The sequence below is a fragment of the Nostoc sp. CENA543 genome, from assembly GCF_002896875.1.
Taxonomy (GTDB): domain Bacteria; phylum Cyanobacteriota; class Cyanobacteriia; order Cyanobacteriales; family Nostocaceae; genus Trichormus.
Map to the genome: position 1 here is coordinate 4,016,402 of NZ_CP023278.1, position 17,176 is coordinate 4,033,577.

The 17,176-nt window shown below is 41.5% G+C and carries 15 protein-coding genes; 5 read left to right on the forward strand and 10 right to left on the reverse strand.

Features of this window, described 5'->3' with window-relative positions; translation table 11 throughout:
• The first annotated feature begins 68 nt into the window (after positions 1-68).
• Complete coding sequence (locus CLI64_RS16620) at positions 69-1,991, forward strand: serine/threonine protein kinase (protein WP_103138247.1); 1,923 nt, start codon at positions 69-71, stop codon at positions 1,989-1,991.
• A 245-nt stretch (positions 1,992-2,236) separates the two neighbouring features.
• Here the strand turns inward: CLI64_RS16620 and CLI64_RS16625 are convergent, their stop codons facing one another.
• The 6 genes from CLI64_RS16625 to CLI64_RS16650 all read right to left on the reverse strand — a co-directional run bounded on the left by CLI64_RS16625 (position 2,237) and on the right by CLI64_RS16650 (position 8,100).
• The gene (locus CLI64_RS16625; protein ID WP_103138248.1) at positions 2,237-2,887 is read right to left on the reverse strand and encodes a heterocyst differentiation related protein; all 651 of its coding nucleotides are present in this window, start codon (positions 2,885-2,887) and stop codon (positions 2,237-2,239) included.
• Between the two features lie 245 nt (positions 2,888-3,132).
• Positions 3,133-3,933 carry a tryptophan synthase subunit alpha gene (gene trpA, locus CLI64_RS16630; protein ID WP_103138249.1) on the reverse strand — a complete coding sequence of 267 codons (801 nt, stop codon included), beginning with the start codon at positions 3,931-3,933 and terminating at the stop codon, positions 3,133-3,135.
• Between the two features lie 106 nt (positions 3,934-4,039).
• A complete protein-coding gene (locus CLI64_RS16635; RefSeq protein ID WP_103138250.1) occupies positions 4,040-4,351 on the reverse strand; it encodes a DUF3007 family protein in 312 nt (103 codons plus the stop codon).
• Between the two features lie 121 nt (positions 4,352-4,472).
• Positions 4,473-4,685 (reverse strand): NAD(P)H-quinone oxidoreductase subunit L, encoded by a 213-nt coding sequence (ndhL, locus tag CLI64_RS16640; protein WP_103138251.1) that lies wholly within the window; start codon positions 4,683-4,685, stop codon positions 4,473-4,475.
• A gap of 992 nt (positions 4,686-5,677) precedes the next feature.
• A complete protein-coding gene (locus tag CLI64_RS16645) occupies positions 5,678-6,925 on the reverse strand; it encodes an IS110 family transposase (RefSeq protein WP_103138252.1) in 1,248 nt (415 codons plus the stop codon).
• Positions 6,926-7,164: 239 nt separating this feature from the next.
• On the reverse strand, positions 7,165-8,100 hold the full coding sequence (locus CLI64_RS16650; protein ID WP_103138253.1) for a Fic family protein: 936 nt from the start codon (positions 8,098-8,100) through the stop codon (positions 7,165-7,167).
• Between the two features lie 158 nt (positions 8,101-8,258).
• Between CLI64_RS16650 and CLI64_RS16655 the strand changes: the two genes are divergently transcribed.
• The gene (locus CLI64_RS16655) at positions 8,259-9,443 is read left to right on the forward strand and encodes an MFS transporter (protein ID WP_103140765.1); all 1,185 of its coding nucleotides are present in this window, start codon (positions 8,259-8,261) and stop codon (positions 9,441-9,443) included.
• A 132-nt stretch (positions 9,444-9,575) separates the two neighbouring features.
• Here the strand turns inward: CLI64_RS16655 and CLI64_RS16660 are convergent, their stop codons facing one another.
• Positions 9,576-10,079, reverse strand: a complete 504-nt coding sequence (locus CLI64_RS16660) for a 2TM domain-containing protein (protein ID WP_103138254.1) — start codon at positions 10,077-10,079, stop codon at positions 9,576-9,578.
• A gap of 250 nt (positions 10,080-10,329) precedes the next feature.
• Positions 10,330-11,127 (reverse strand): creatininase family protein, encoded by a 798-nt coding sequence (locus CLI64_RS16665; protein WP_103138255.1) that lies wholly within the window; start codon positions 11,125-11,127, stop codon positions 10,330-10,332.
• A 253-nt stretch (positions 11,128-11,380) separates the two neighbouring features.
• Between CLI64_RS16665 and CLI64_RS16670 the strand changes: the two genes are divergently transcribed.
• Positions 11,381-12,088 carry an ROK family protein gene (locus CLI64_RS16670; RefSeq protein WP_103138256.1) on the forward strand — a complete coding sequence of 236 codons (708 nt, stop codon included), beginning with the start codon at positions 11,381-11,383 and terminating at the stop codon, positions 12,086-12,088.
• Between the two features lie 125 nt (positions 12,089-12,213).
• On the opposite strand, the gene CLI64_RS16675 is transcribed toward CLI64_RS16670, so the two are convergent.
• The gene (locus CLI64_RS16675) at positions 12,214-13,536 is read right to left on the reverse strand and encodes a hypothetical protein (RefSeq protein ID WP_103138257.1); all 1,323 of its coding nucleotides are present in this window, start codon (positions 13,534-13,536) and stop codon (positions 12,214-12,216) included.
• Positions 13,537-14,015: 479 nt separating this feature from the next.
• Here CLI64_RS16675 and CLI64_RS16680 point away from each other — a divergent pair, with 479 nt between their 5' ends.
• Both CLI64_RS16680 and CLI64_RS16685 read left to right on the forward strand, forming a co-directional pair.
• Positions 14,016-15,329, forward strand: coding sequence for an acetyl ornithine aminotransferase family protein (locus tag CLI64_RS16680; RefSeq protein ID WP_103138258.1), 1,314 nt, complete (start codon positions 14,016-14,018; stop codon positions 15,327-15,329).
• Positions 15,330-15,483: 154 nt separating this feature from the next.
• Positions 15,484-16,383 (forward strand): DUF1338 domain-containing protein, encoded by a 900-nt coding sequence (locus tag CLI64_RS16685; protein WP_103138259.1) that lies wholly within the window; start codon positions 15,484-15,486, stop codon positions 16,381-16,383.
• 120 nt (positions 16,384-16,503) lie between these two features.
• Here the strand turns inward: CLI64_RS16685 and CLI64_RS16690 are convergent, their stop codons facing one another.
• Positions 16,504-16,917: a hypothetical protein gene (locus tag CLI64_RS16690; RefSeq protein ID WP_103138260.1), complete on the reverse strand. Its 414-nt coding sequence runs from the start codon at positions 16,915-16,917 to the stop codon at positions 16,504-16,506.
• Positions 16,918-17,176: the final 259 nt, after the last annotated feature.

Here is a 17,176-nt window from a genome sequence, read left to right on the forward strand (position 1 = left end):
CTGCCAAAAATTTGGAGATATTAATTACCATCGGGAAAATCTAGGTGATAACTGTGGGGAGGGATTTTATGATAGGCAAGCTACTAGACCATCGTTACCAAGTCGTTCGCGTCTTAGCTGTGGGAGGCTTTGGTCAAACCTACATAGCCCAAGATACCCGCAGGCCTGGAAATCCCATATGCGTTGTGAAGCACCTCAAACCCACTAGTTCTGACCCCAAAATTTTTGAGACAGCCAAGCGTCTGTTTAACAGTGAAGCAGAAACTTTAGAAAGGCTGGGTCATCATGACCAAATTCCTCGGTTATTGGCTTATTTTGATGAAAATCAAGAATTCTATTTAGTCCAAGAATATATTGAAGGTCATACCCTCACGGAAGAACTCATCCCTGGTAAGCGTTGGAGTGAAAGCCAGGCGATGCAATTTTTGCAGGATGCGTTGAGTATTCTGGAGTTTGTTCACCAGCAAGGGGTGATTCACCGCGATATTAAACCTGATAATATTATTCGCCGTACCTCAGATCATAAGTTGGTTTTAGTAGACTTTGGTGCAGTTAAGCAATTACGCACATCAATGGTGACAGTTGGGGGACAACCCACTGCGACAGTCGCTATTGGTACTCCTGGTTATATGCCCACAGAACAGGGACAAGGTAAACCCCGACCGAATAGTGATATTTATTCTCTCGGTATTATCGCCATTCAAGCTTTAACAGGACTACCAGCCGCCGAACTGCAAGAAGACCCCAACACAGGGGAAATCATCTGGCTGCATTTAGTCAAAGTCAACTCTCGTCTGGCCCAAGTGTTAACTAAGATGGTGCGTTATCACTTCAAAGACCGTTATCAAACCGCTACAGAAGCCTTGCAAGCTTGTAAAGATGCTGCTAACCCTTTGCCTGTGGCTGTATCAGCTAAGGCGGAAAAATCTATTAATAGTTCTCACTACCAACCTACTACACTACCATCTCAGATAACTCGACAAAAAACTGTAGCGGTTGCGCCAGCTAACCCAATTAAACCTCAACCATTGCCTCCTAAATCCCCCAAATCTGACCCTTGGCCATTATTAATTGGCTTGTTTTTAGCCGGTGGTGCGGCGGCTGTGGTGGCTAATGTCTATCCCAACGTGAAAAACTTTGCCTCTAATTTCTTAGGGAATGATGCGACAACTGCCAATAAATGTCTAGCGGTGGTAGCGGGTAATTCTAATATCCGTTCTGAACCGAGTTCGATTAATTCCGATAATGTCTTACAAACAATTGGCGAAAATAGCAAGTTTGAGGTGACTGGTAGACGCACTAAGCGGGGTTGGGTGGAAATTAAATTTAATTCCCGGCGTTTGGCTTGGGCGCACTCAGATGTGATTATCAATAATCAGGAATGGACTACTTGTCTGCGTAATAAAGGTATTGCCATTCAGACATTCACTGATAATCAATTTATTGCTAGTAAACCAGTACCTCAACCCAAAGAAAAATCTCCAGAGATAATTACCCCATCACTCCAACCAATAGTTTCCGCCACTCCTACCCCTGCCAAGTCTCAAGAAGATCCTGCCAAAATTATCGCCAAAGCTAGACAAAAGTATGATTCAGGTGATTTACTAGGTGCGATCGCTATACTTAGATCCGTTCCTGATAGTGCCTCTGCTGGCATTAAAGAAACAACCGCCATGATTCAACAATGGCAACAAGATTGGGAAAAAGCGGATGCACTCTTTAAAGATATCAATCAAGCTTTAGATGATGGTCAGTGGAATAAGGTTTTAGACTATCAAAAGCATCCTGAAAAATTACCCAACATTAAATACTGGCGAGATAAATTAGAACCAGCATTTAAACAAGCTGCCGAAAACCTGGAGAAACAAGTTACTTCCCACACCAAAAATCAAGACAGCGAAAATCACTCCCAGCCAGAAACCTCCGAGAGTGAACAATCGACAGATTCAGATATTATCAGTCCCGAAAGATTGCCGCAAAATGGATATTGAACCAATTCGCAATTCGCAATTCGCAATTCGCAATTCGCAATGGACTAATGTCCCGCTACGCTAACACAATTAAGTGTTGTGACTGGGACTTAAATCTCTAAATTTTAGTAAGTTAATGCGAGTTCTATTACCTCTCCCCAAACCCCTCTCCGACACGGAGAGGGGCTTAAATATGTCAAAAAGTAAAAGTCAAAAGATATATCTTTTGCCTTTTACCTTTTGCCTTTTGCCTTTTACCTTTTTAATTACCTCATTTCGTCATATTCGTGAGTTTCAATGCGTCTAGCATCCACACCACCAGGGGGTAGAAATTCTGCACGCCGCACAGGAACTAAAGGCTGTGTAGGGCCGTGGTAGGGGTGAATTACTTGAACGGTGCGAGTAGAATTTTGCTTTGAGGAGAATAAAGATAATACACCAGCAACAACAATACCGCCACCAATGGTGATAGTAGCACCGCCAACTGCCCAGACTATAGGTGAAGACCACCAAGGTGTGTCTGCTTGGAATGCTGCTGTTGCCAGCTTTTGACTATTTTGCTGTGCTAATTGCAATTGTTGATTGTTGTAGTTTTGGAATTGGAATTGGAGTTGTTGATTTTGCGCTCTCAATTGCTCGTTGTCAGTTTTGAGGCGTTCCAAATCCATTTTTAGCCGTTCTAATTCTATTCTTTGTTCGGCGTTAGGCGCGGTGGGGGGCTGACTATTAGGGTATTGTGTTTGCCCGTAAGGAGGATAATAAGTTGGGGGCTGGATTTGGGGTGCTACCACAGTGGACGGAATTTGAGGACTAACAGCGAAATTAGGCTGTAGGGAAGCACTTGTCCCCCTCAGTAATAAAAGAGCGGCCAGTCCAGCTACAGCGACACCGCCAATAAATGCCATACTCTCACTCATCGCCCTTTAACCTCACCTGCGATGTAAATATTTTTAATCTCTAACTGACTCACACACACACTCATAATCTGTTAAGCCTACTTAATTTCACATAATACCCAAATCGTAGATGACTGTATCATTTGTTTTTTTTACAGCCCAGTATTGTGATGTTAATATTCAAGACCATAAATATGGAATTGTCCACTATAGCTGGGTAAAAAAAACTTCCTTGTCATACTTTTTAATCTAGTGTATCTTGCTCATCAAGATATGGTGATGGCTGTTTTAAGATTTTGACAAAATTCGGCGATCGCACTGAGTCCTTGTGCTGGTGTACCTTCGGCTAACCGTTTCACAAAGGCACTGCCCACAATGGCTGCATCTGCTCCCCAGGCTTTTACCTGCGTTGCTTGTTCTGGTTGAGCGATGCCAAAGCCTACACCGATGGGTTTATCTGTGAATTGGCGAATTTTTTGTAATAAATCAGACACACGGCTTTCCATTTGCGATCGCATCCCCGTGACACCGGTAACACTCACTAAATAGATAAACCCTTGGGAAGCTTGAGAAATGGCGGCAATTCTTTCGGCGGAACTAGTAGGGGCAATTAATAGAGTTAAATCAATCCCTTTCTCACTAGCTGGCTGTAAAAGCCCGTCGGCTTCTTCTAGGGGCAAATCAGGAACTACCAAACCGGACACCCCAGCCGCCGCAATTTGTTCTAAAAATTTATCGATTCCTCGATGCAGAATCGGGTTGTAATAAGTAAATAAAATAATTGGTGCTTGCAGACTGGGAGTAGTGGCTTGGAGCATTTCTAGCACAGCTTCCAAAGTCGTCCCCCGTTGTAAAGCACGAGTAGCAGCCGCTTGAATCACAGGGCCATCAGCCAGAGGATCAGAATAGGGAACACCTAATTCAATAAAATCAGCACCGTGAGCATCCAGAACCTTTAAAGCTTCGGCTGTGGTGGCTAAATCGGGATCACCGGCAGTAATAAACGGAATCAGAGCGCACTCTTGATTCCGTTTGAGGGTTTGAAAGCGATCGGTAATAACGGTCATTAGTCGATAGTCATTAGTCATTGGTTATTAGTCATTAGTCATTAGTCATTGGTCGATAGTTTTCAGGTATGCACTATAGACTTTTGACTTTTGACTATTGACCACTTTACACCTGAGACTGATCTTCTTGTTCAATCTCCGCCTGAATTCTTGCTAATTCTTCAGGAGAAAGTTCATCTAAACGCTGTTGGAGAAAAGCTGTTTCGTACTGTTCCCTTTGTTGATGGTAGGTCATTTTATTACCCACAGCACGCAAGATGTAGGTAGCTAACCAGCCCATCAACCCTATGACTAGCAAAGCTTGACTCCATATACCTGCCTGTTGGCCATCTAACCCAAATAGTTGTAATCCTAGATACGCCAAGCCGCCAGCAATGAATATACCAAAGCCAATTCCAATCGCATCAATACGTCGCATGAGATTTATGACCTACCAATAGTCTTGTTAACAAGTTGGGGACTGGGGACTGGGGATTGGGGACTGGGGATTGGGGATTGGGTTAATTTTCGCCCCTGCCCCCCTGCCTCTTCCCTGCCCTTTAAGCTTCAATCTTGCGTGGCTTGGGGCGCAGATTTACAAATGGGGATAAAACTAGTAGTCCTGGGAAGAATAAAAACACCATAAAATACATCAAAGTGCGCTCAATGGAGCTAGCCACATACCAGCGTAGATTTAAGTAGATCATTAAAGCTACGGGGACAACTAACAAGTAAGCTCCGGCCAAAACCAGATACAGCAAGGGTACAATCATAAACTCTTTGTTTGGTGGATCTGTATTTACATCATAGGCTGAACCTTGGGGCTAAATAAACTCTGACTATTGGGCTTTTAAATGACTCCCGCAAAAATTCCTGATTATTGCTGATCAAAATTTTGAGATAATGCTACAATAGCGAAGCTAGTAAAACATTAAAGGTCTTGTGCAACAAGATTAAAGATGCTAACCTAGTCTGGTTGCAAGGTATCCCAAGCAACTCGCAGCTAAAAAGCGTGCTTTGCCAAAAAAGAAAAAAATTTTCTATTTTGTTGGACAAAAAACGCAATTAATGCTGAAATAGATAAGTGGTTATTTGCTTCCTCAGAAAAATAACCGACTCCCAAAGAAACGGGGGGGTGTGGCGGAATGGCAGACGCTACGGACTTAAACTGAATTGAGCCTTAGAGAAGAAATTCTTTAAGTGTCAGCTCTCAAACTCAGGGAAACCTAAATCTGTTGACAGACAAGGCAATCCTGAGCCAAGCCGAGAACTCTAAGTTATTCGGAAGGTGCAGAGACTCGACGGGAGCTACCCTAACGTCAAGCCGAGGGTAAAGGGAGAGTCCAATTCTCAAAGCCAATAGGCAGTAGCGAAAGCTGCGGGAGAATGAAAATCCGTTGACCTTAAACGGTCGTGAGGGTTCAAGTCCCTCCACCCCCATTAAAAATTAAAAACTACTATATAAAACTTAGTGTGACTTTACCCATAACTTTGCCGCGATAGCAATATTATTGTTTCAGTGAAGGGTGGCAAATTTATGGCTTGTAGTGAGAACTAAAGTTCTCTCTATGACATGCTACGCGAACACAAAAGGACTAAAGTCCTTACTACGAACTGAATCCTATTATTTTTAGATTGCTTAATATAGTTTGGTTTTTTCAAGTCGTTCTGACTTGAAAATACTTTGCGCTGAAATTAAGCAGAAAAAATGACTGTACAGACTGTGTTTGACAATCCGAACTCAAATCAAGACAGGTGATGTCAATCAGGCAAGCGTTGGCGATGCAGTTTCTAGCTGAGTCAGTAAAACTTCATATCCTAGTTTTTGCAAACGTTTAACTAATCGTTTTTTTATCGCCTCAGGCTTTTGTTTATCGAAATAATCACCTCCCAAATCTTGATAAGTTTCCTGACGCAAAATTAAGTAGTAGGCGATTTTTAAAATCGAATGTGCAACAGCGATAATCGCTCTTTTCTTACCGCGTCTGGCGGCAATACGATGATACTGAGCCGCAAGATAACCTTTGGTTCTGGTGGCGGCATGAGCCGCTTGCACAAGTCCCACTCTGAGATTGTTATTACCTTTGCGAATCTTTGAGGAAAGTCGTTTACCCGCACTCTCACAATTACCCGGAGCAACACCAGCCCAAGCAGCCAAATGTTCAGCTGTGGGAAATCGGCTCATATCAGTACCAATTTCGCCCACGATTAATTCAGCAGTCGGACGCGCAACACCGGGAATGGTATCCAGCAACTCCACGGCTTGTTCAAAAGGGGAACAATACTCCTTGATTTGTTGGTTAAATCGCTCAATTGTCTCATCAATGGCATCGATGTTACAAAGTAATTCTGCCAAAATAAAACGTTGATGCGGTCGCACTTTTCCATCCAGGGCTTGTATGAGTTGCTCGCGTTTGTCTTTTAAACGCTTGGATGCCAGTTCAGCCATCAGTTGTGGGTTAGTTTCTCCCTTGACAATAGCATCCAGTATCATTCTTGCTGATACTCCCATGACATCTGATACCACTGCCGCTAGTTTGATATTAGCCCCTTCTAACACCTTTTGGACTCGATTGACTAACGTTGCTCGCTCACGAATAAAGTTTGTCCGATGGCGAATCAAATCACGCAAATCCCTTTGCTCTATCGGTGGAATAAAACTAGCACGCAACAGTCCGTGCATCAGTAATTCTCCAATCCATTGAGCATCCTTGGTATCAGTTTTCCGTCCAGGTACGTTTTTGATGTGGTGAGCATTCACCAGTAATACTTGAAAATTTGCCTCCAAGATATTAAATACTGGCCGCCAATACTCTCCCGTACTTTCCATCGCTACGTGAGTACATTCCCTTGCCATCAACCAATCTGACAAATGTAGTAGATCGCTGGTCATTGTTCCAAATGTTTTGATTTCTTTGTGACAACCACCACTCGACTTGGGTGTGATTGCACAAGCCACTACTGTCTTTTTATGGACATCCAGACCTGCACAACGGGAATATACTACTTCCATAACTACCTCACCTGATTTTGGCGACAAGGCACAGTGTCCTGTTGATACCCATGAGTCATAATCTGACTTACGTGCTTTCCTCTTTAACAGGCGCAACAGTTACTGGTTCTTGCGGGTATCTGGTTCTGGCTACTTAACAGGCTTTTACGCACCAAGAACGAACGAACTCTGTAGAACACCATGCTCCTTTTATTATCCCTTTTTCATGCGTTCTGGTGTACCCAGTTCATGACGGCTACTTACTTCAAATAATTATCAATAAAATCGGTAATTTCCTGATAAAAAATCTGCCCCTTCTCTCGACTGCTACTAGCAGTTACTAATAATCTTAAAGTTTCCACTAATGAAGTGATAGCCGCATCACAAACCAAGTCAAAAAGCCGACTTAAATCATCTTGGTTTTGTTGTCCATAAGCTAAAGCGTTAATATAGTCATTGCGAATGTGATTGTTAATTACCACAATGGGATAACCTGCACGAATTAACAATAAATTCATTAATAATCTAGCTGTTCTCCCATTACCATCCCGAAAAGGATGGATAGAAACAAAACGATAATGGGCTATTGTTGCATATTCTACAGGATGGAGTGTTAAAGCAGGATCTGAATTGAGCCAGATGACAAAATCTGCCATTAATTGAGCTAGTAAATAATGGGGAGGATAAATATAGTTTGTTCCTGCCGCCATCACATCCAAATTCCGATAGCAACCTGCTTCATCAGGGTTAATTTTCCTGAGAATCAGATTGTGAATTTGTTTAATTTCCCATTCATTAATTTCTGTATTTTTTCGGGATAAACTCTCAATATAATCTATCGCTTCCTTATGTCCAATCACCTCTAAATGTTCATCAAGAGTTTTACCGCCAATTGTAGTTCCTTTTGTTAAAACTAACTCGGTTTCACTTTGAGTTAAAGTATTCCCTTCAATGGCATTTGAGTTATAAGTAAAGCGGACATCATAGAGCTTTTTCAGTTCGGCGATCATGGTTTGATCGAGTGGTCTAAAGTCATCTAACCAAGCTTTTAGCTTGTCTATTTGCTCTAATTTCAGTTGATAATTCATACTCACATATTTACTGATTAAAGCAGTTAATGAAAAGTCTTTTTTTTGACTTAAACCAATTACCTGCTCAATAAACTGCTCGTAAAGTTTAGAGGGAGAGACTAGCATAGAGTAATGGGTAAGGGGTAATGCTGTTATTGTATTTTCTATTCTCCACTCCTTAAAACGGTGAATCAATCCAATCTTGACATACTTCCTGCTGCACCCCTGCTTCTTTTCTGGCATCCTATGCTTGAATATGAAAGCTATTTATGGTTTTTTGGAGTATGCCACAGAAAGCAGCCGCTTTGAGGTTTGTAATTTTATTAGGCTTTGTGAGCCTGTGCGCTGATGCTACCTATGAGGGAGCGCGTAGTATTACCGGAGCTTATTTAGAAGTTTTGGGAGCTAGCGGTACTGTGGTAGGCTTAGTAGCTGGTTTTGGTGAGTTGATTGGCTATGGCTTGCGGCTCGTGATTGGTTATTTGAGTGACCAAACAGGTAAGTATTGGGGAATCACAACTTTGGGTTACTTTGTGAATACCGCCGTTGTACCACTGTTAGCTTTAGCTGGTAGGTGGGAAGTAGCCGCAGGTTTGATGATGGCTGAACGCACTGGTAAAGCAATTCGGACTCCGCCACGGGACGCGCTACTTTCCCACGGTGTGAGTCAAATTGGTAGAGGTTTCGGCTTTGGTTTACATGAAGCAATGGATCAAACTGGTGCTGTCATGGGGCCTTTGGCGGTAGCTGCAATGGTTTATTTTCAGGGAGAATACCGCAACGGTTTTACAGTGTTGGTTGTACCGGCGGTTTTGGGATTGATTGTGTTAGGAATTTTACAATTTATCTATCCCAATCCCAGCGATTTTGAGGAAGAAACCGAAGAGACTAGCCAAGAAGAAAAATTACCGCAAATTTTTTGGATTTATTTGGGTGCTGTAGCGATTATTGCAGCTGGTTATGCAGATTTTCCGTTGATTGCTTTTCACTTTCAAAAACAAGGGATTGCGACTGGGCAAACTATACCCTTGTTTTATGCTTTTGCAATGGGAATCGATGCAGTAGCGGCGTTAATATTTGGCTATTTATTTGACCGCATTGGAATTTTTGTGTTGATGATTGCGGCTGTTTTGTCATCTTTATTCGCGCCTTTAGTCTTTTTAGGGAATACTCAACTAGCACTTTTAGGGATAGCATTTTGGGGTATTGGGATGGGCGCGCAGGAATCGGTTTTAAAAGCTGCGATCGCCAGTATGGTTCCCAAGCACAAACGCGCCACTGCCTATGGTATTTTCAGCACTGGTTATGGTTTGGCGTGGTTTTTAGGTAGTACCTTAATGGGTGTGTTGTATGACCATACAATTACTACGCTGATTATCTTTGCTTCTACTACACAACTATTAGCAATAGTCTTTTTTGCTTGGGTGAAACTGCAAGCAGATGGTAGTAATATAGTGTTGTCAAAATAACTATAGAACTAAGGGATAAGAGGTTTAGAAAGGTTTAGAAAGTTTTAGAAAAGTTGAAAGTTATACTAATAAAACTGTGCTAAACCTCTTCCTACTTTCCAGGGACTTTGTAAAAATGCCATCACCAAATTACTAAATTTGTAGAGCCTTAAACCACTTGTTGACAAATGTATTAATGGTTTGTTTAATTTGATGTTTGCGATTCCATCTTTGAAAAGCCATTTCATACTCTTCACCTTTAGCAAGAAAGGTATTCCAAACATCAAGTCCCAAAGCTAAACTACAAAATAGCAATAGGTAAAGTGACCAAGATACAGTGCCACCACCTATAAAATCAACTAAGAGAAAAAAGGCATTAACAATCGTGTAGTTACCTAAACGTTTCTTAAATCTCGTGAGGCGGTAGGTATTAAATGCTTGTCTTTGTTGAAGTTCACGATTTTGCGATCGCCAGTCTTTCTCTGCTAATTTTAGAGTATCGGGAGAAATTTCTAATTCCTGGGCAATTTCTAAAATTTGCTCATAACTGAACTCTTTATCTTGGTCATCAGCTTGCCGGGCGATCGCAAGCTGTAAAATACGTTGTACATCGTCTTGGCTATAAGAACGGTAGTTTTGAGAATCAAAGTCCGTCATAGTGGCTATCTCTTAGGTATTTTTAATCAAGATTTATCGCCCGCTAGCTGTGCGCTAGATTGCATCATCTTAGCTGTGACATTATCTCTACACTAGCAAATACAGCAGTTTTCGTCCCTACGGAATTTGAAGTGCTGAGTGCTGAGTTTTGAGTGGTGGGTGGTGAGTGATGAGTGCTGAGTCATTACTCATTACTCATTACTCATTACTCCTCCCTTGTCTCCCCTACACCCCTGCTCCCTTGCCTCTTCTAAGTGGGTTGACGAAAGGCGTAAATTTCTTTGATCACTGCTACCCAACCATCGGAGACAGATTCTAAAATGCGATCGCCTTTTTCTTTAGTAGCTGTGGTAGCATCACCAATTACACCGCTTTTACTAATATCTTTTGTCACCCAAGCCACAGGTAACTTACCTTCCCAACTCAATAAACTATCTTCTGGTTGTTCTGGGGGATATTCCGCTACAACTTTATCTAATCTGACTTGATCTGGCAAAATCGCCAACATAATACTAGTTTCTGCATCGCCAGCGTGCATTCCTTGGCTGGCTTCTTTCGGTGTTAATAATTCTTTAGTAATATGCGGTACACGCCAAGTAAAAAGCGGAAACACAGAAAAGTCAGCATACTTAACGTGTAAATCTCGCGCCGCCATTTGCATGACTTGGGGTTGTCCCCCGTGGGAATTCATCAATACCAACTTCCTAAACCCAGCACGGTAGATACTTTCGGCTACTTCGATTATTGTGGCTGTGAGTGTTTCTGTGCTGAGGGTAATGGTACCAGGAAAATGCCAGTGTTCATTAGATTTACCATAATAAAGAGTGGGTAAAGCATAAGCAGGAATATCAGCATCTAACTTAGTCAAAGCCTTACCTAAAACGCCCACACTAATAGCAGCATCAACAATGAGTGGTAAATGCGGCCCATGCTGTTCAATTGCCCCCACAGGTTGAATGATAACCACATTTTCCTTATTAGGCATAGCCTGAATCTCAGTCCAGGTGAGGTAGGGAAAAAACCGTTCTGGGGGAATAAAGCTGTGCATTTTATTACTATCGCGTCATTTTTTATATTAACTGCAATTGGGCATTGGGCATTGGGCAAGCAGGAAGTGTGGGAGGTGTGGGAGGTGTGGGAGGATAGGGAAGAAATCTTTCCCCCCTCACTCCCCTCACTCCCCACACTTCCCCATCTTCCCAGTCCCCAGTCCCCATTCCCCAGTCCCCATTCCCCATTCCCTAAACACCTAATTCAGCGCATAATAACCAAATCTTAAATATTGACCTGGAGGCTCAACAATGGTCGAGGATAATGGCTCAATTCGTACTTTATCTGTTGATATTGGCGGTAGTGGTGTAAAAGCGATGGTGTTGGATATTGCGGGAAATCCTGTAACAGAAAGGGCGCGTGTGGAGACACCCCAGCCTGCTACACCAGAGGTAGTAATTAATGCCATTATGGTCTTAGCTGCTGCCCAAGGTGAGTTTCATCGGGTTTCGGTGGGTTTTCCTGGTGTGGTGCGTTGTGGTGTCACAGAAACAGCTGTTAATTTGCATTCTCATTGGATTGGTTTTGACTTAGAAACAGCATTGTTACAAAAATTAAATAAGCCCGTGCGAGTGATTAATGATGCAGATATGCAAGGGTTTGGGGCAATTAAAGGTAAGGGTGTAGAGTTAGTGATTACTTTAGGGACGGGTTTTGGTTCGGCTTTGTTTGTGGATGGAAAATTAGTCCCAAACATGGAAATGGGACATCATCCATTTCGTAAGGGAGAAACCTACGAAGAACAGCTAGGAAGAACGGCGTTAGAAAAGGTGGGACAAAAGAAATGGAATCGTCGTTTAGAAAAGGCGATCGCATCTTTGCAAAAGCTATTTAATTATGATTATCTATATATTGGCGGCGGCGAAGCAGTAAAAGTAAATTTCCAATTACCTCTAAATGTCCGACTTATTCCTAATATCAGTGGTTTATTAGGTGGTATTGCTTTGTGGAGGGATTAGGGAATGGGGAATGGGATATAGGAGGTAGAGGGCAGGGTGCAGGGAGAAGTGGGGAAATTTTTCTCCCCTTGCCCCCCGGCTCCCTGCTCCAATTCCTCTTTTATGCCCGATGCCCAATGCCCTGTTTACTTTTTGACTAAAAAGTAGGCATTAGCATACTCTGGCAATTTACTTATATATTGCCGGAATGACTTTTGATTGGGGAAAATTCCTGCTAGGTAATCTAGTTGATACAGGTTGGGTAAAAATGCGCCGCCTGTATCTGCAATTACTCCCATTTGTAGCTGTTTTCTGCCGCCTTGACTGTGTTCAATTACAACCACTCTACCTAAACCAATGTTTAACACATCACCAGCAAAGGTTACTCCTGGTTTAATCGAAATCTTGGCATCTATTGTGTGTCCATAACCTTTGATGGCATCAACTTGTCTGAAGTACCAATAACGTTTTTGTGCTGTTGCTTTTAACCCTCGGATATAAGACATTCCGTTATTTCTATCTACGTTGAAAAATCCTTGAGAACCATCGAGAAAGTTAATCAGGATTGTCCCTTGCATTAAGGCTTCTTCTAATCCATTACGGGTTAAATAAGCTAACGGTGCTACCTTACCATATTCTTTACCACCAGGTTCATAAATACCCGATAAAACATCTTGCTTGGTGTATCTGGTATAGAATTTATCTGTAGCTGCGTTATCTTTTAAGCTGTAAATCGGTGTGTTGTAAGTTGCAGTTTTCTTTCTTGTTCCTGGATGGGTAAATACAGCATATTTGGTAATTCGTAATTGCTTTTGGTTTGGGTTATCTGGTTTATAGGCATCCCAGCGAATAACGCGAAAATGTCTATTAATAAAATTGGGGTTTTGTAAGCGTGTAATCCGATTTTTGGCAATATCTTCCTGCAAAACTTCAATCATGAAGTCTAAGGTTTTGAGAATGTCTTCTGTAGTAACTTTTTGTGTACTTAATAATCCAGGTCTTAAGATATCTGGATCTGCTAAACTGTGTTCTTGAAAATACTTCCTTGTATTCACCAATACAGTTAATAAATCGGACTGATTAACGTTAACTTTTGTGGTTGGTAATTGGGCTGCCGATAAAATTTGATTACCATTGACGCTGTATTTATATTTGCGCCATTCATCAATAATGGGATAACTAACGGATGTAGTAGCTAAATTTTGGTTATCTTGGGCTAGATGGTCTTGATTTTTTGGTAAGTTATTCTGAGTCGCTGTAGATTGTAGGGAATTTTGCGAAAAGCTTACCGGAGTTAGGAGATTAGCTGATTGTTGGTTCGAGGTGATATTAGAGTCAAAATCCTGGGATTGTTGGGCTATTTGTGGATTTTTGGTGTGATTATATAGATGGTTGCTGGTAAAACCTAGCAGCATCAACGCTGCAATACCTACTGATAGTTTAAGCTTTTGGCTGAATATCATATTCATAATCTCGGAACTCGATTTGATGACTGGAATTATTTGCGTAAGTAGGGAACAGTGAACAGGAAAGAGGAAAAAAGTAAGGTAAAACTGTACTGACTTTTTTTCATAAATCAAAGATGAGTTCTATAGTCATGCAAATTTGATTCCTAAAATTACTGGCATAGCTAGGGAACAAGGAAAATAAAGATATACAGAACTGGGGCAAAAATCAAATAAGCGTCACGTCCTCACAGCACATTTAACAGGGCATCAAACTCTTCCAAGGTTGGGGAAAAACTCAGCCTAACAGTGCATTATAACCTGCACACTGAATTACTAAACTAGGGTGTAAGTATGGAGAGGGAAGACTTTTTTATAATTGATAGGACATATTATTGCTAATGTGTCAATGCGTAAGTTATACACGAATAGAATCAAATGTTACTGTTCGTGCTGGCACATTACAGTTTAATTACCCGTATTTAGAATAAATTACAACAAATATGATAAGTATTCCCATTGAGCGACCTTTACCGCGTTTACCGCAGTTGGTGACATCTTTACCAGGAGAGAAAGCTTTAGCTATTGTAGAACGCGATCGCACTGTGACTTCTCCTTCTTATACCCGTGATTATCCTTTAGTGGTGTCTCGTGGGGAAGGCTGTATGTTAGAAGATGTAGACGGGAATGTGTTTTTGGATATGACCGCAGGTATTGCTGTCACTGCGACAGGCCACGCCCACCCAGAAGTTGTGAAGGAAATTCAAACACAGGCGGCGCGCTTAATACATATGTCGGGGACAGATTTTTACTATGAACCGATGGTAGAACTTGCTGAACATTTAGCCATTCGCGCCCCTTTTCCCCACAGTGCTAGAGTATTTTTTACTAATTCTGGTGCAGAATCGAACGAAGGCGCGATGAAACTAGCTCGATATTACACCAAGCGATCGCTCATCGTGGCTTTTTTAGGAGCATTCCACGGACGCACCTACGGCGCAATGTCCCTGACTGGTTCTAAAACAGTACAACGCGCCAACTTCGGCCCCTTAGTTCCAGGGATAACCCATATTCCCTACGGAACTCACGCCAGTTTAGACCACCTAGAACAACAATTATTTAACACCATCCTCCCACCCCACGAAGTTGCAGCCATTATCGTTGAACCCATTCAAGGCGAAGGCGGTTACATTGTCCCCGAAGATGGATTTTTAGCCAGAATTCGCGATATCTGCAATCGCCACGGTATTTTAATGGTAGTGGATGAAGTGCAATCTGGTATGGGACGCACCGGTCGCTTATTTGCCATTGAGCATTGGGGTGTATCGCCTGATATTATTACCACAGCCAAAGGTTTAGCCAGTGGTTTACCATTAGGTGCAGTTATCGCCAGGAGTCAATTTATGACCTGGCCACCTGGTTCTCACGCCACCACCTTTGGCGGAAACCCCGTAGCTTGTGCGGCGGCTATAGCCACATTAAGACTATTAGATAGTGGTTTAATGGCTAACGCTACCGCAATGGGAGAACTTCTGCAAGCTGGACTGACCAAATTACATGAAAGATTTCCCAGAATGTCCCCACCGAGGGGTAAAGGCTTGATGGTAGCGGTAGATTTATTAGATACCCAGGGTAATTATGATAGTAAACTGCGCGATCGCATCATTCAAGCCGCCTTTTTAAAAGGCCTACTATTATTAGGTTGTGGTAAAGCCGCCATTCGTTTCTGTCCACCCCTGGTTATTGAAAGCGACCAAATTCAAACAGCACTTGATATTTTGAGTGAGATTTTGGATTTTGAGGGTGTGGGGGAGTAAGGGTGCAGGGGTGCAGGGTGCAAGGGAGAAGTAATGAGTAATGAGTGCTGTTAGCGGTAGCGCGGCGTTTAGCCGGTGCTGAGTAATTAGTAATGACTGATGACTAATGACTAATGACTAATGACTAATGACTAATGACTAATGACTAAAAACTATGAAACCTGAAATTGCTGGTCATTTATGGAAATTACTTTGGCAAGAATATAAAGCCAGGGTGAATTATGCTGAAATCTATGAACAGATGATTACTAGGGCTGGGGGAAATATTGCTAATGACCATATCGCTTTTCGGTCTTTGCGAATGGTGGTTGATAGTCCTCAAGGTCAAGTTAGTTTAGGTATCAAATATTTAGGACAAATCGTTGAATCATTGGGCTATCTACCAGTCGGTGAATATATTTTTCCGCAAACTCACCTCTATGCCCGTCACTATCGCCATCCGCAACAGGTAGAATTTGATTTACCCAAGCTATTTATCAGCGAGTTAATTGTAGATGAATTACCTGATACTACGGCTCAACTTATTTATCAAACAGTTTCTCAAATTCAGCAGCAATTAATTTTTCCCAGTCAACTAGCAATAGACGATGAAAGTATTGTGAAAAAACTACACACCGCTTTCACCCGTCCTTGGCAAATTCCTCTCCGTTCTACAGTGGAAACTGTAAATCAAGTGACTCAATATGGTGCTTGGGTGCTGTTACATGGTTATGCTGTCAATCATTTCACAGGCTACGTTAACCGCCAAAATACACAGACATACCCAGATATAGATAGCACTGCTACAGGTTTAGCTAATTTGGGTGTACCAATGAAAAATGAAATAGAGGGTGATGTAACTTGTGGCTTGCGTCAAACAGCTACCGCCGCAGTGAAGGAAATGGTGACAGTAATTGATGATATTAGTGGAGAGAAAATACAGATTCCTTGGACTTATGCTTATTATGAAATTGCCCAACGTTATTTAGTAGAAGTCACACCAGATAAACAAGCATTGTTTGAGGATTTTTTAGGAAGGAATGCCCAGCAATTATTTGAAATGACCAGATTGTGATTTAATCAGGTAGCTATTTAATTTGTGAAAAAAACCGTAGAGTTTTTATTTTCTGTTTCCCGTTAGTAGTTACCTGTCCTTATACGTAAGTTCAGAAATAAAATTGGAGTGCTTAGATGCTTACTGTAATTTTTCTGTGCTTATATCTTTACTAATATCTGTTGAACTATTTGTATCAGCACTTTGCACTTCTTTGGTAAAACACTTTAATGTTGAAGCTAAAGCTAGTTGAGAAGCTACTTGATAAGCTACCTCTTTGGGTATTTCCTGTTGCTGATTTAATAACTCAACAAAGCTTTGAAAATCGCGCATTACACAATATCTCTGTAAAGCAGATTTTTTTTCTATTAAATTAAATTTTTCATCAATCTTCGCTTTTGCTTCATTTTCTGCCTCAGCAATTGAATTGACAAACCCGCCACTATGACATAAATCACCAAAAATCTTATAGTAATAAGCCTTTCTACTTAATGATTCCTCTTCAATATAAATTGAATGAAACTTGTACTCGATTTTGTGTTTTTTAGCTTCCATAAATATATGAAGTTACATAATTAACTTAGAAATAACCTTAACTTTGTAGCATTCTCATGTTTTTATCTCTCCAACTAAGAGACTATTTATAAAGTAAACCTGAAATTTGTAGTGAACTGACACAGCTACAATAGTGCAATTTATAGAAGTGCTATCCGCGTGCATCTGCTTTTAATTCCATCAAAATCGATTGCATCATTTAAGTCGTGTCACGCCACTACTGAAATATTTACTTTATAAATAGGCTCTTAATTACTAC